Genomic DNA, 14,218 nt, shown 5'->3' on the forward strand with positions numbered 1-14,218 from the left:
GAAGCTAAGCCCTCCAGCGCCGATGGTACTGCACTCGGGAGGGTGTGGGAGAGTAGGACACCGCCGGACAATCATTCGGTTCAGGGTCACCCTTCGGGGTGGCCCTGAACTGCGTTACGGACCTTTCGTCGCCTCGGTCGGCGGCGCCGGACGTCTCACGTCCGGCTGCCGGCCCGCCCGCAGCGGAAACGGCGCGGGCGGGCCCGGCGGAAGCGTCAGCCGCGGGTCTGGATCTCCTCGCGCATGGTGCGGAACAGCCCGCCGGCGTCGTCGACGGAGCGGCCGGGGAACATCGCCATCACCACGCTGCCGTGGTCCGCCCACCCGCAGACCGCGAAGTCGCCGCCGTCGCCGCTGGTGGTGCCGCACTTCATCACGCCGCCGAAGCGCCCGGCGGGCACCTCGCGCAGGCCCGTCACCCTGCCGGTCTCGTCGGTCAGCAGGCGGAAGAGGCTGTCCAGGTCCCGCTCCGGCTGCCAGAGCAGGGTCGTGCCGCCGAAGACGAGCACCGAGCGCTTGTCGTCCGCGGGATCCCGGTAGACGGTGCCGAAGCTGCTGTCCAGGTCGATGTCGGCGGCGAACCCGCTGCGCAGGTAGTCGGAGGTGCTGCGGGCCCGGTCGCTGTCGTCGCGTACGAGGCCCGCCACCCGGTCCGGGGTGGCCAGGTCGGCGTCCTTCTGCTGGGCGACCCGCCAGCCGGCCGTGCCCAGCACCGCGGCCCCCGCGAGCCCGACCACCGCCGCCACGGCCCACGCCACCCGCCGGCGCCCCGACCGCGCGGCCCGCTGCTCCGGGGCGTTCTCCGGGTCCCGGTTGCTGAGCTGGATGGGCTCGTCGGTCAGGTCGATCGGTTCGGGCCCGTCGGCGACCGGGCGACCGGTGAGATGTGCGTCGGACATAGCCGACACCGTACGCGAACGGCAGGTGGCGCACGTCGGGTCCCGGGAAGCGCTCCGTAGACTTTCAGGGTGACCGAGAGACTGGATGCCCGACGCCCCGACGCCCCGACCCTTGCCGGCCAGTACCAGCCCGGCGAGGTGGAGCAGCGACGGTACGAGCAGTGGGTAGCCGCCGGCCACTTCCGGGCGTCGGCGGACAGCGACAAGCCCCCCTTCACCATCGTCATCCCGCCGCCCAACGTCACCGGCTCCCTGCACATGGGCCACGCGTTGGACCACACCGTCCAGGACGCGCTGGTGCGGCGCAAGAGGATGCAGGGCCACGAGGCGCTGTGGCTGCCGGGCATGGACCACGCCGGGATCGCCACCCAGAACGTGGTCGAGCGGCAGCTCGCCGGCCAGGGCCTGTCCCGGCACGACCTGGGCCGGGAGAAGTTCGTCGAGCGGGTGTGGCAGTGGAAGGCCGAATCCGGCGGGGCGATCCTCGGGCAGATGCGCCGCCTCGGCGACTCCGTCGACTGGGACCGCGAGCGCTTCACCATGGACGAGGGCCTGTCCCGGGCCGTCCAGACCATGTTCAAGAAGCTCTACGACGACGGGCTGATCTACCGGGCCAACCGGATCATCAACTGGTGTCCGCGCTGCCTGACCGCGCTGTCGGACATCGAGGTGGAGCACACCGACGACGACGGCGAGCTGATCTCGATCCGCTACAGCGACGACGTCGTGGTCGCCACCACCCGGGCCGAGACGATGCTCGGTGACACGGCGGTCGCCGTCCACCCGGACGACGAGCGCTACCGGCACCTGATCGGCACCGAGGTGGCCGTGCCGTTGACCGACCGGCGGATCCCGATCGTGGCCGACGAGCACGTCGACCCGAGCTTCGGCACCGGCATGGTCAAGGTGACCCCCGCGCACGACCCGAACGACTTCGAGATCGGCCAGCGGCACGACCTGCCGTCGCTGACGATCATGGACGAGCGGGGCGTCATCACCGCGCACGGCCCGTTCCAGGGCCTGGACCGGTACGAGGCGCGTCCCGCGATCGTCGCCGCGCTGCGCGAGCAGGGCCGGATCGTCGCCGAGAAGCGGCCGTACGTGCACGCGGTGGGGCACTGCTCCCGGTGCAGGACGACCGTCGAGCCGCGGCTGTCGCTCCAGTGGTTCGTCAACACCACCCCGCTGGCCGAGGCGGCCGGCGACGCGGTGCGTGACGGCCGGGTGAAGATCGAGCCCGCGGAGCTGGCCAAGCGGTACTTCGCCTGGGTCGACAACATGCACGACTGGTGTATCTCCCGGCAGCTCTGGTGGGGCCACCGCATCCCCGTCTGGTACGGCCCGGAGGGCGAGATCGTCTGCGTCGGCCCGGACGAGGAGCCGCCGACCGGCGAGGGCTGGCACCAGGACGAGGACGTGCTGGACACCTGGTTCTCCAGCGGCCTGTGGCCGTTCTCCACGCTCGGCTGGCCGGAGCAGACCCCCGACCTGGCGAAGTTCTACCCGACGAGCGTGCTGGTCACCGGCTACGACATCCTCTTCTTCTGGGTCGCCCGGATGATGATGTTCGGCCTGTACGCGATGGACGGCCGGCCGCCGTTCGAGACGGTGGCCCTGCACGGCATGGTCCGCGACCAGCACGGCAAGAAGATGTCGAAGTCGTTCGGCAACGTGGTCGACCCGCTGGACTGGATCGACCGGTACGGCGCCGACGCCACCCGGTTCACCCTCGCCCGGGGCGCCAACCCGGGCGGGGACGTGCCGGTCAGCGAGGACTGGTGCCAGGGCTCCCGCAACTTCTGCAACAAGCTGTGGAACGCCACCCGCTTCGCGTTGCTCAACGGCGCGCACACCGAGGGGCCGCTGCCGGCGGCCGACACGCTGTCGACGGTCGACCGGTGGATCCTGTCCCGGCTGGCGCACGTCACCGCCGCGGTGGACGAGCAGTTCGAGGCGTACGAGTTCGCGAAGGTCTGCGACCTGCTCTACCACTTCGCCTGGGACGACGTCTGCGACTGGTACGTGGAGCTGACCAAGCCGGTGCTCGCCGAGGACGGCCCGGCCGCCGAGGCCAGCCGCCGGGTGCTCGGGCACGTGCTGGACCAACTGCTGCGGCTGCTGCACCCGGTGATCCCGTTCGTCACCGAGGAGCTGTGGACCGCGCTCACCGGGGGCGAGACGGTGATGACGGCCGCCTGGCCGGTGGCCGACCGTACCGGAGTCGACGACGCCGCGGAGGTCGAGGTCGGCACCCTCCAGCGGGTGGTGACCGAGATCCGGCGGTTCCGTTCGGACCAGGGGCTGCGCCCGACGCAGCGGGTCGCCGCGCGACTCGACGGCCTCGCCGCCGCCGGCATCGCCGCGCACGAGCCGCTCATCCGTTCGCTGGTGCGGCTGGACCCGGCCGGCGACGGTTTCCAGGCCAGCGCGAGGCTCGCCATGCCCGGCGAGGTGAGCGTGGCCCTGGACACCCGCGGGTCGATCGACGTGGCCGCCGAGCGGGCCCGGCTGACCAAGGACCGGGCCGCCGCCGAGAAGGAGGCCGCGCAGGCCCGGGCGAAGCTCGGCAACCCGGCGTTCGTCGGCAAGGCGCCGGAGCCGGTGGTCGCCAAGATCCGCGACCGGCTCGCCGTCGCCGAGGCCGACCTCGTCCGCATCGACGCTGCTCTGGAGGCGCTGCCCTCGTGACCGACCGCACCGATTTCGCCGCCGTCGAGGCCGAACTGGCCGGCCGTGGGTTCACCCGCATGGCCTTCGAGCTGGACAAGATCGAGTCGCTGCTGGACCTGCTCGGCAGCCCGCAGCGGGCGTACCCGTCGATCCACCTGACCGGCACCAACGGCAAGACCTCGACGGCCCGGATGATCGACTCGCTGCTGCGGGCGTTCGGGCTGCACACCGGCCGATACACCAGCCCGCACCTGGAGAGCGTCCGCGAGCGGATCAGCCTGGACGGCGAGCCGGTGGACGAGGGGCGGTTCGTCGCCACGTACCGGGAGATCGAGCCGCTGGCCCGGCTGGTCGACGAGCGCTCGGCGGAGCCGCTGACGTACTTCGACATGACCACCGCCCTGGCCTTCGCCACCTTCGCCGACGCCCCGGTTGACGTGGCGGTGGTCGAGGTGGGCCTGGGTGGCGCCGAGGACGCCACCAACGTGATCCAGGCCGGGGTGTGCGTGCTCACCCCGGTCGGGCTGGACCACACCGAGTGGCTCGGCGACACCATCCAGGACATCGCGCTGGCCAAGGCGGGCATCATCCACAAGGGCTCGACGGTGATCTCCGCGGCGCAGGAGGAGGAGGCCGCCGGGCCGATCCTGGAGCGCTGCGCCGAGGTCGGCGCGACCATCGCCCGGGAGGGCGCCGAGTTCGGGGTGCTGCGGCGGGCGGTCGCCGTCGGCGGGCAGGTGCTCACCCTCCAGGGCCTCGGCGGCGTCTACGAGGAGGTGTTCATCCCGCTGCACGGCGCCCACCAGGCGCAGAACGCGGCGATGGCGCTGGCGGCGGTCGAGGCGTTCCTCGGCGCCGGGGCGAAGCGGCAGCTCGACGTCGAGGCGGTCCGGGAGGGCTTCGCCACCGCCAGTTCGCCCGGCCGGCTGGAGCGCGTACGCAGCGCGCCGACCATCCTGCTGGACGGGGCGCACAACCCGCACGGGATGGCCGCCACGGTCGCGGCCCTCCAGGAGGAGTTCGCCTTCAGCAAGCTCGTCGCCGTGGTCGGCGTCCTCGCGGACAAGGACGCGGCCAGCCTGCTGGAGCTGCTGGAGCCGGTGGTCGACCAGGTGGTGGTGACCCGCAACAGCTCGCCCCGGGCGCTGCCGGCCCGGGAGCTGGCCGCGCTGGCGGCCGAGGTCTTCGGACCCGACCGGGTGGAGGTGGCCGAGGAGATGCCGGACGCGATCGAGGCGGCGGTGGCGATGGCCGAGGAGGACGTACCGGGGGAGCTGAGCGGGGTCGGGGTGCTGGTCACCGGGTCGGTGGTGACGGTGGCCGACGCCCGTCGGCTGCTGAAGCGATGACCGGGCCGGAGCGGGTCACCGCGGGCGACGACCGCCCTGCCGGCGCGGCCGACGGCACCCCCGACGGGCGACCGCCGCGCCGTTCCGGGCTGCGCAACCCGGAGCGGGCGGTCCGTGGCCTCGGTGCCGGCACGCTCAGCCTGGAGGCGCTGGTGCTGGTGCTGGCCATCCAACCCATCCGGGTGGTCGGCGGCGACCTCGGCGGCGCGGCGATCGGAGCGGTGGTGGCGCTGGCCGTGGCGGCGGTGCTGCTGGCCGGCATGATGCGCCGGCCGTGGGCCTGGCACGCCGGCACCGCCCTGCAGGGGCTGCTGATGCTGGCCGGCCTGCTGCACTGGTCGCTGCTGGTGCTGGGCGTCGTCTTCGCCCTGGTGTGGGCCTACGCCCTGCACGTGCGCCGGGTCATCCTGGGCTGACGGGTCAGGCCTCGGCGCGTTCCCGCCACTGGGTGAGGGCGATGCCGTGGCCGTCCGGGTCGCGGAACGCCGCCGCCCACACCTCCAGCTTCGTGCCCCGGTTGACCACCCGGGGGGCGTACGTGAACCGGACGCCCGTCCCGCGCAGCCGCTCGTACGCGGAGCCGATGTCGTCGACCTCGAGGTTGACGTGCACCAGCCGGCGGCTGATCGGCGCCGCCTCGGTCACCTCGCGCAGTACCAGGCGGGTCGTGCCGGAGGCGAGGACCGCGTTGCCGGAGCCCCGGTCGACCTCGGTGAAGCCCAGGTCGCGGTAGAAGTTGAGCGAGCGGGGCAGGTCGGTGACCAGCAGGGTCAGCCCCACCCCGGCGATCGGCGCCCCGAACTCGTCGCCGGCCGCCGCGGTCTCCCCGGCCTCCTCGTCGACGTCGGTCGCCGGGCCCGGACCGAAGATCGCCTCGTCCAGTTCCTCCGGGCTGATCCGCTCGTCGCGGATCCGCTCGCGCGGCGGGGCGGGATCGTCCAGGGGCAGGTCGAGCGGATCCGCCGGCGCGGGCGGGTCGAGGCGCTCGCCGGGCGCGTCGAACCGCTCCTCGGCGGGCGGCCGGGGCGTCGGGGTGGCCCGGCGCGGCAGGGTGCCGGTGGCGGGCTGCTCGACGAGCGTGCCCTCCAGCACGACCGGCCCACCCGGGCGCTGGTGCATCACGACGGGCTCGCGCTCCTCGGGCCGCCCGACCCGGTCCCCACCGAGCGGATCGCCCAGCGGATCCCCGACGGGGTCGCCCAGCGGATCGCCCACCGGCGCCCGGAAGTCGTCCCGGAAGTCGTCCCGGAAGTCGTCCCGGTAGTCGTCGCGGAAGTCCTCCCGGAAGTCGTCGTCCGGCGCCCGGTCCGCCCACGGCGGGGCCTCCTGCTGGATCAGCACGTCGTCCAGGGGCTCGGCGCCCGCGTACTCGGGCGGCAGGTCGGTCGCGACGGCGGCGGCGGTCTCCGCGTGGGTGGGCACGTCGTCCCAGAGCACCCGCACGTGGCGCTGGTCGTCCAGGGCCACCCGGATCGGCAGCGTCTGACCCAGCGACGGCCACTTCGCCACCGGCACCCTCGGCTCGATGATCTTCTTGGACCGGGGTGGCAGGCCCGGGGCGTCGATCACCAACTGGAGCTCGCAGCGGCCGAAGGCGTACTGGGTGGGCGGCTCGGAGGCGCTGTGCACGTGCCCGACGCCGACGACCCAGGTGCGACCGCCCCCGCGCACCGTGGCCAGCGCGATGGCCAGCACCAGCAGGGCGACCCCGAGCGCCACGATCGCCCAGCTGGTCATGCCGAGGCCGAAGAGGACGACGAAGGTGGCCACGGTGCCCAGCACCGCGGCGATCAGCTTGCGTACCGGTGCGATGGGCCGGTTCCCGCCATTCGCCACAGTGGACCTCCCGAGGGTCAAGGGCCAGGCTAGGCCGGATCGGCCGCCGGAGGAAGGACCGGCCGCCGCGCCGGTGCCGGGACCGGGTCGCTAGGCTGACCGTACCCAGCCCGGCCGTCTTCCGCGCACAGGAGGAACCCAGCGTGTCCAGCAGCAGCCCCGATGAGCGCACCCTCGTACTGATCAAGCCCGACGCGGTCCGCCGCGGGCTGGTCGGCGAGGTGATCTCCCGCTTCGAGCGCAAGGGGCTGCGGATCGACGCGATGGTGTCCCGGACGATGGACGCCGCGCTGGCCGACGAGCACTACGCCGAGCACGTCGACAAGCCGTTCTACCCGCCGCTGAAGGACTTCATGACCGGCGGCCCGCTGGTGGCGCTGGTGCTCTCCGGCGACCAGGTCATCGACGTGGTGCGCGGGCTCGTCGGCGCGACCGACGGGCGGCGGGCGGCCGCCGGCACGATCCGCGGCGACCTCTCCCTGTCCAACCGCGAGAACCTGGTGCACGCCTCCGACTCCCCGGACAGCGCGAAGCGCGAGATCGCGCTCTGGTTCCCTGAGCTGGTCTGACCCACCCGCCGCCGCGGGCCGGTGCGCGTCGAGCGCACCGGCCGCCTGCGTCGCGTCGCGGACCGTCACACGTCCGTGGGGAGATCGGTGCGGCAGGTCACGGCGATCCGGTTCCACACGTTGATGGTGGCGATCGCCACCAGCAGGTCGGCGAGTTCCTTCTCGGACCACACCTTCGCCGCCGCGTCCCAGACGTCGTCGGGCACGCCGTGCTCGCCGAGCCGGGTGACCGCGTCGGTGAGCGCCAGCGCGGTCCGCTCCCGCTCGTCGAAGAACGGCGCCTCCCGCCAGGCGGCGACGGCGAAGAGCCGCCGGTCCGACTCGCCCGCCGCCAGCGCGTCGCGGCTGTGCATGTCGACGCAGAACGCGCAGCCGTTCAGCATCGACGCCCGCAGCTTCACCAGCGCCAGCACGGTGTGCCCGACGTTCGCCCGGACGTACTTCTCCAGCCCCAGCACGGCCTGGTACGCCTGCGGTGCCACCTCGGCCACGTTGATCCGTTGCATGACGGCCCTCCTCGGTCCGGTCGGTGTTGACATCCACACGACGGTGCGCGGAGGCGCGGCGTGACACCGGCGGACGTGAGCCCGGTCACGCCGCCAAGGCGGCCCGGCGGGGCGGGTGCGGAGTGTCCGGCGTCGGTCGTCGCGGTTACTCGGCGGCGGTCCCCGTGGGTGGTCGGGTAGCCTTGACGGTCGTAAGGCGATGACCCGGCCATCACCGGTGAGCCTCCGGAAGAACAGCCGGTTCGCCCGGCCCAGTAGAACCGGACGGGTCCGGCCCGTCACAGCCGGCCAACGAGCGGGCGGTCGATCCTGGCCGCCAAGCGGGGTGGTACCGCGGGCCTGCCCGGGGGCGCCGTCGAGGCGTACCCGAGAAGGCTCGTCCTCGCAGACCCACACGAACAGTGAGCTGCGCGAGGAGAGCGACCCCCGATGGTCTATCCGTTGCACGACCCGACCGCCGCCGGCGTCCCGGCAAGCCCGGACCTGCCCGCGGTCGAGCGCCGGGTCCTGGAGCACTGGACGGCCGACAAGACCTTCGAGACCTCCGTCGAGGCCAGGCCGGCCGGCGACCAGGGCAAGAACGAGTACGTCTTCTACGACGGCCCGCCGTTCGCCAACGGCCTGCCGCACTACGGCCACCTCTTCACCGGCTACGTCAAGGACGTGGTGCCGCGCTACCAGACGATGCGCGGTCGCCGGGTGGAGCGGCGCTTCGGCTGGGACTGCCACGGCCTGCCCGCCGAGGTGGTCGCCGAGAAGCAGCTCGGCATCACCAGCAAGGCGGAGATCCTCGACCTCGGCGTGGCCCGGTTCAACGAGGCGTGCCGCTCCTCGGTGCTGGAGTTCACCCACGACTGGGAGCGCTACGTCACCCGGCAGGCCCGGTGGGTCGACTTCGCCGACGACTACAAGACCCTCGACCTGGACTACATGGAAAGCGTCATGTGGGCCTTCAAGACCCTGCACGACAAGGGCCTGGTCTACGAGGGCTTCCGGGTGCTGGCGTACTGCTGGCGCTGCGAGACGCCGCTGTCGAACACCGAGACCCGGATGGACGACGTCTACCGGGACCGGCACGACCCGACGCTGTCGGTCTGGTTCGCGCTGACCCCCGACGAGAGCGCACCGGAGCTGGTGCGCGGGCCGGTGCGGCTCGGCGTCTGGACCACCACGCCGTGGACCCTGCCGTCCAACCTGGCGCTCGCCGTCGGCCCCGACATCGAGTACGCGGTGCTGGAGCGCGACGGCCAGCGGTACGTCGTCGGGGCGGCGCGGCTGGCCGCGTACGCCAAGGAGCTGGAGGGGTACGAGCAAATCGGCACCGTCTCCGGCCGCGACCTGGCCGGGCGCCGCTACACCCCGCTGTTCGACTTCCTCGTCGAGCAGGCCGGCCCGAACGCCTACCAGGTGCTCGGCGCGGACTTCGTCACCACCGAGGACGGCACCGGGATCGTCCACCTGGCCCCGGCCTTCGGCGAGGACGACCAGAACGTCTGCAACGCGGCCGGCATCCCCACGATCGTCACGGTGGACGACCACACCCGGTTCACCGGGCTGGTGCCGCCGTACCAGGGCGAGCAGGTCTTCGACGTCAACAAGCCGGTGATCCGGGAGCTCAAGGAGCGGGGGGTCGTTCTCCGGCAGGACACCTACACCCACTCCTACCCGCACTGCTGGCGCTGCGACACCCCCCTGGTCTACAAGGCGGTGTCGTCGTGGTTCGTCGCGGTGACGAAGTTCAAGGACCGGATGGTCGAGCTGAACCAGCAGATCAACTGGACGCCGGGGCACATCAAGGACGGCTCGTTCGGCAAGTGGCTGGCGAACGCCCGGGACTGGTCGATCAGCCGGAACCGGTTCTGGGGCTCGCCGATCCCGGTGTGGAAGTCCGACGACCCGAACCACCCCCGGGTCGACGTCTACGGCTCGCTCGAGGAGATCGAGCGCGACTTCGGCGTACGCCTGGGCGACCTGCACCGGCCGGCGGTGGACGACCTGGTCCGCCCCAACCCGGACGACCCGACGGGCAAATCCATGATGCGCCGGGTGCCGGAGGTGCTGGACTGCTGGTTCGAGTCGGGCTCGATGCCGTTCGCCCAGGTGCACTACCCGTTCGAGAACCGCGACTGGTTCGAGCACCACTACCCGGGCGACTTCATCGTCGAGTACATCGGCCAGACCCGCGGCTGGTTCTACACCATGCACGTGCTGGCCACCGCGCTGTTCGACCGGCCGGCGTTCCGCAACTGCCTCAGCCACGGCATCCTGCTCGGCTCCGACGGGCGCAAGATGTCCAAGAGCCTGCGCAACTACCCGGACGTCTACCACGTGTTCGACGCCTACGGCTCGGACGCGATGCGCTGGATGCTGATGTCCTCGCCGGTGCTGCGCGGCGGCGACATGGCGGTTACCGAGCCGGGCATCCGCGACGCCGTCCGGCAGGTGCTGCTGCCCCTGTGGAACGTCTGGTACTTCTTCTCGCTCTACGCCAACGCCGACGGGCACACCGCGACGAGAAGGACCGACAGCACCCACCTGCTGGACCGGTACGTGCTGGCGAAGACCAACGAGCTGGTGTCGACGGTCCAGGAGCAGATGGACGCGTACGACATCTCCGGCGCCTGCGCCACCGTGCGGTCCTACCTGGACGCACTGACCAACTGGTACGTGCGCCGCTCCCGGGACCGGTTCTGGTCCGGCGACGCCGACGCCTTCGACACCCTGTGGACGGTGCTGGAGACGCTGTGCCGGGTGGTGGCGCCGCTGGCGCCGCTGACCGCCGAGGAGATCTGGCGCGGCCTCACCGGGGAGCGGTCCGTGCACCTGACCGACTGGCCGTCCGCCGGGGAGTTCCCGGCCGACCACGACCTGGTCGCCGCGATGGACGCCACCCGGGAGGTCTGCTCGGCGGCGCTGTCGCTGCGCAAGGCCAAGGGCCTGCGGGTGCGCCTGCCGCTGTCGACGCTCACCGTGGCCTCGCCCGTCGCGGCGCAGCTGCGGCCCTTCGGCGACCTGGTCGCCGACGAGGTCAACGTGAAGGCGGTGGAGTTCACCGACGAGGTGGCGGCGTACTGCCAGCAGGTGCTGACCGTGGTGCCGCGCGCGCTCGGCCCCCGGGTCGGCAAGCAGGTGCAGCAGGTCATCAAGGCGGTCAAGGCGGGGGAGTGGGAGCTGGTCGACGGCGCCCCGGTCGCCGCGGGCGTCACCCTCGCCGAGGGCGAGTACGAGCTGCGCCTGGTCGCCGCCGACGCCGAGCACTCCGCGCCGCTGCCCGGCGGCGAGGGCGTGGTCGTGCTGGACACCGAGGTCACCCCCGAGCTGGCCGCCGAAGGGCTGGCCCGGGACGTCGTGCGGGTGGTGCAGCAGGCCCGCCGCGACGCCGACCTGGACGTGTCGGACCGGATCGTGGTGGCGGTGTCGGCAGCCGAGGAGGTGCGCGCGGCGGTGGCCGCGTACACCGACTTCGTGGCCCGGGAGGTGCTGGCCGACTCCGTCGACTTCGCCGACGGGGTGGACGGCTTCACCGGGGAGGTCGGCGAGGGCGAACGGGTGACCGTGGCCGTCCGCAGGGTATGAGTCAGTGAGACAGGGGTGGTCCGGCGGTGCGCCGCCGGACCACCCCGCCGGCCCTGACACGCCCGCTCACCAGGCGGTCGACCCGCCACCCCGACAACGCCCCGTGGACCCGTCGGTTACCGTGACACCGCCTGTTCGCACACACTCCGCGGAGGACCAGTGCCCCTGCTCTACACCATCGGCAAGCTCACCGTGGCGCCCGCGCTCCGGCTGGCCTTCCGTCCGACCGTGGAGGGGCTGGAGCACATTCCGGACACGGGGGGCGCGATCTTCGCGGGCAACCACCTCTCGGTCGCCGACGAGTTGTTCCTCGGCACGGTGGTCCCCCGGCACCTGGCGTTCTGGGCCAAGTCGGAGTACTTCAAGGGCACCGGCCCGAAGGGCGCCCTCTCCAAGTACGTGCTCACCGGCCTGGGCGCCATCCCCGTCGAGCGGGCCGGCGGTCGCGCGGCGCTGTCCGCGTTCGACGCCGCCATCCCGGTGCTCAAGGCCGGCGACCTGGTCGCGGTCTATCCGGAGGGGACCCGGTCGCCGGACGGCCGGCTCTACCGGGGGCGCACCGGCGCGGCCCGGCTGGCCGTGGCGGCCGGCGTGCCGATCATTCCGGTCGGCATGACCGGCACCGACAAGGCCCAGCCCATCGGCACCCGGGTGCCCCGTCCCGGCCGCGCCAAGATCACCATCCGCTTCGGCAAGCCGCTGGACTTCACCGGCCGGCCGGACGACCGCACCTCGCTGCGCGAGATGACCGACGAGGTCATGGCCGAGATCCAGAAGCTCACCGGCCAGGAGTACGTGCCCCGCTACGCCCCGCCGCGCGCGCACTCCGCCACCCCGGGCGACGCCCCGGCCTGATCCGGTCACGGGCCGGCCGGAGCCGCGCACGCCGCGGTTGACGCTACAGCCCGAGGCCCCGGCCAATGATCTCCTGCTGCCGCTGCTCCGGTGTCGACGGCGTGGAGCCGGCCGGGCCGCGAGGTCCCTACTTCTGGTTGGTCGTGACCATCTGCTCCCGCAGGGTGCCGAGCAGGGTGGCGCTGTCGTCGAGGGAGAGCCGGGTGAAGACCGCGGTGGCGATGCTGCCGTGGTCGACGGAGGTGCACACCACCACGTCCTGGCCGTCGGCGCGGCCCACCGCGCAGCGCTGGTGCCGGCCGCGTACGCCGGTGTCGACCACCTGGGCCTCGCCGAGGGAGTACTGCCCGGTGAGCCGGGTGATCTCGTCCTCCGCGTCGGACTCCGGGGTGAACCGGAAGCCGGTGCCGCCGAAGATCGTCACCCGCTTGCCGGCGGGCGTGGCGTAGACGCCGGCGAAGGTGTCCTCGGCCAGCCAGTGCGCCTTGCGTACGTCCGCCTCCAACTGCTTGGCGGTCGCCTTGCTGGAGTTGTCGTCGCGCAGCCGCAGGTCGGCCATCTCGGCCGGCAGGCTGGCCTCGGCCGGGTACTGCGACGCCATCGGCACCCCGTAGTAGGCCGGGCAGCCACAGCAGCAGGCCAGCATGAGCAGCAGGACCCACGGCCAGCGGCGACGCCTGCGGACGGGCGTGGGAGCGTACCCCCTGGGGGCCTGCTGGCCGGGCGGCGGCCCGGCCGGCGGCGCCGTCGCCCGACGCTGCCTCGGCGGCGCGGGCGGCGGAGGCGGGGGTGGCGCCGGCCGGGCCGGGGCGGGCGCCCGGGAGGCCGGCGACGGGGAGACGGGGTACGACGCCGGCGGCGGGGAGACGGGGTACGCCGCCGGCGGCGGGGCGGCCGGGTACGCGACCCGGGGCGGCGTGGGACGCGGTGGCTCCGGCGGCGCGGGGGAGTGCACGGGTGGCGCCGGCGGCCCGGAGTACGGCCGGGTCGACGGCGCGGCGGGGTAGGGCAGCGTCGGCGGGGGCGGCGGGGGCGGCGGCAGGTCCCACCCGCCGGTGTCCGCGTCCGCCCACGGGTCGACGGGGGTGAGGTGCTCGGGCTGCTCGGGCGGAGGCGCCGGCACCGGGGGGATCTCGGCCGACTCGCCCCAGGTCCGCTTGCGCGGCTTCGGCGGGGGAACCGCCGCCGAGCCGCTCCACCGGGGCGCGGACGGCTCGGCCGGTCGCTCGTCGGCGGGGAACATTCGCGTGCCCTGCGGCCCCACGGCCGGTGGCTCGTCGCCGGGGAACATCCGGGTGCCCTGCGGCCCCACGGCCGGCGGGCCGTCGTCGGGCAGCAGGCGGGTGCCCTCCGGGCCGGTGCCGGCCGGCCGCCCGGGCCCGGTGCCCCGGGTGCTCTCCGTCCCGGCGTCGCCGGCGTCCTGCGGCGCGGAGTCGCCCGTGGCCGGCTGTGCGGGGGCGTCGCCCGAGCCCTGCGGCGCGGTGGCGTCGCCCGTGTCCGGACGTGCGGTGGCCTCACCGGCGCCGTGCGGCCCGGCGTCGTCGGTGTCCTGCGCGACGTCGGTCGTCGCGGTCGGCCCGGGATCGTCGGTGGGCAGCTCACGGGTGCCCTCCGGGCCCGTGCCGCCGGCGGGGGCGGGTGCTGCGGGGGAGGTCGGGGGCTCCTCGGTGACCGCCGGATCCGGACCCTGGTCCTGACCCGGGGGGCTCCCGTCGGCCGGCCGGTCCGTGCCCGGCTGCGGCTGCGGCATCGCGGCAATCTCCTCTCGCGCCGGTCCGAGGTTAGTACCGACGCGCCAGCGGGGCGATTCCGGCCACCGTCGTCGCCGGCGCCGGGAGGGGCCGGACGGGCCTCGCGCGCGGCGCCGCGACGTGCCCGCGACGGCGGTGGCCGGCATGCCCGGGGCGCGGCGACCGGCGACCCGGGGGCGCGGTGACCGGCGTGCGCGCGGTGGCCGC

General features: G+C 73.7%; 10 protein-coding genes. 6 read left to right on the forward strand and 4 right to left on the reverse strand.

Features of this window, described 5'->3' with window-relative positions:
* Window positions 1-215 precede the first annotated feature (215 nt).
* A complete protein-coding gene (locus ACFHW0_RS24005; protein WP_416611025.1) occupies window positions 216-899 on the reverse strand; it encodes a hypothetical protein in 684 nt (227 codons plus the stop codon).
* Between the two features lie 69 nt (window positions 900-968).
* Between ACFHW0_RS24005 and ACFHW0_RS24010 the strand changes: the two genes are divergently transcribed.
* From ACFHW0_RS24010 to ACFHW0_RS24020, 3 genes are read left to right on the forward strand one after another with little or no spacing between them, the layout of a single operon-like run.
* Window positions 969-3,587, forward strand: a complete 2,619-nt coding sequence (locus tag ACFHW0_RS24010) for a valine--tRNA ligase (protein WP_416611027.1) — start codon at window positions 969-971, stop codon at window positions 3,585-3,587.
* On the forward strand, window positions 3,584-4,918 hold the full coding sequence (locus ACFHW0_RS24015; protein WP_416611029.1) for a bifunctional folylpolyglutamate synthase/dihydrofolate synthase: 1,335 nt from the start codon (window positions 3,584-3,586) through the stop codon (window positions 4,916-4,918). The genes ACFHW0_RS24010 and ACFHW0_RS24015 overlap by 4 nt, the downstream gene beginning before the upstream one ends.
* Entirely contained in the window at window positions 4,915-5,334 is a 420-nt protein-coding gene (locus ACFHW0_RS24020; protein ID WP_416611031.1) for a DUF4233 domain-containing protein, read from the forward strand. Before ACFHW0_RS24015 ends, ACFHW0_RS24020 begins: the two co-directional genes overlap by 4 nt.
* A 4-nt stretch (window positions 5,335-5,338) precedes the next feature.
* Here ACFHW0_RS24020 and ACFHW0_RS24025 read toward each other — a convergent pair whose 3' ends face one another.
* The gene (locus tag ACFHW0_RS24025; protein ID WP_416611033.1) at window positions 5,339-6,754 is read right to left on the reverse strand and encodes a VOC family protein; all 1,416 of its coding nucleotides are present in this window, start codon (window positions 6,752-6,754) and stop codon (window positions 5,339-5,341) included.
* 143 nt (window positions 6,755-6,897) lie between these two features.
* Here ACFHW0_RS24025 and ndk point away from each other — a divergent pair, with 143 nt between their 5' ends.
* On the forward strand, window positions 6,898-7,323 hold the full coding sequence (gene ndk / locus ACFHW0_RS24030) for a nucleoside-diphosphate kinase (protein ID WP_132240451.1): 426 nt from the start codon (window positions 6,898-6,900) through the stop codon (window positions 7,321-7,323).
* A gap of 65 nt (window positions 7,324-7,388) precedes the next feature.
* Here the strand turns inward: ndk and ACFHW0_RS24035 are convergent, their stop codons facing one another.
* Window positions 7,389-7,829, reverse strand: a complete 441-nt coding sequence (locus ACFHW0_RS24035; protein ID WP_416611035.1) for a carboxymuconolactone decarboxylase family protein — start codon at window positions 7,827-7,829, stop codon at window positions 7,389-7,391.
* A gap of 429 nt (window positions 7,830-8,258) precedes the next feature.
* Here ACFHW0_RS24035 and ileS point away from each other — a divergent pair, with 429 nt between their 5' ends.
* Together ileS and ACFHW0_RS24045 are read left to right on the forward strand one after the other, a co-directional pair.
* Window positions 8,259-11,405 (forward strand): isoleucine--tRNA ligase, encoded by a 3,147-nt coding sequence (ileS, locus tag ACFHW0_RS24040; protein WP_416611037.1) that lies wholly within the window; start codon window positions 8,259-8,261, stop codon window positions 11,403-11,405.
* A gap of 159 nt (window positions 11,406-11,564) precedes the next feature.
* On the forward strand, window positions 11,565-12,260 hold the full coding sequence (locus ACFHW0_RS24045) for a lysophospholipid acyltransferase family protein (RefSeq protein WP_416611039.1): 696 nt from the start codon (window positions 11,565-11,567) through the stop codon (window positions 12,258-12,260).
* 127 nt (window positions 12,261-12,387) lie between these two features.
* On the opposite strand, the gene ACFHW0_RS24050 is transcribed toward ACFHW0_RS24045, so the two are convergent.
* Window positions 12,388-13,551 (reverse strand): hypothetical protein, encoded by a 1,164-nt coding sequence (locus tag ACFHW0_RS24050; protein ID WP_416611149.1) that lies wholly within the window; start codon window positions 13,549-13,551, stop codon window positions 12,388-12,390.
* Between the last annotated feature and the right edge of the window lie 667 nt (window positions 13,552-14,218).

Origin of the sequence: Micromonospora sp. LOL_025, assembly GCF_048060285.1 — a bacterium.
Classification (GTDB): domain Bacteria; phylum Actinomycetota; class Actinomycetes; order Mycobacteriales; family Micromonosporaceae; genus Micromonospora.

Excerpts from the sequence above, each read along its gene's own strand:
- ACFHW0_RS24020 (WP_416611031.1), top strand. The coding sequence starts at position 4,915 with ATGACCGGGCCGGAGCGGGTCACCGCGGGCGACGACCGCCCTGCCGGC.
- ACFHW0_RS24005 (WP_416611025.1), bottom strand. The coding sequence starts at position 899 with ATGTCCGACGCACATCTCACCGGTCGCCCGGTCGCCGACGGGCCCGAA.
- ileS (WP_416611037.1), top strand. The coding sequence starts at position 8,259 with ATGGTCTATCCGTTGCACGACCCGACCGCCGCCGGCGTCCCGGCAAGC.
- ACFHW0_RS24050 (WP_416611149.1), bottom strand. The coding sequence starts at position 13,551 with ATGTTCCCCGGCGACGAGCCACCGGCCGTGGGGCCGCAGGGCACGCGA.
- ACFHW0_RS24035 (WP_416611035.1), bottom strand. The coding sequence starts at position 7,829 with ATGCAACGGATCAACGTGGCCGAGGTGGCACCGCAGGCGTACCAGGCC.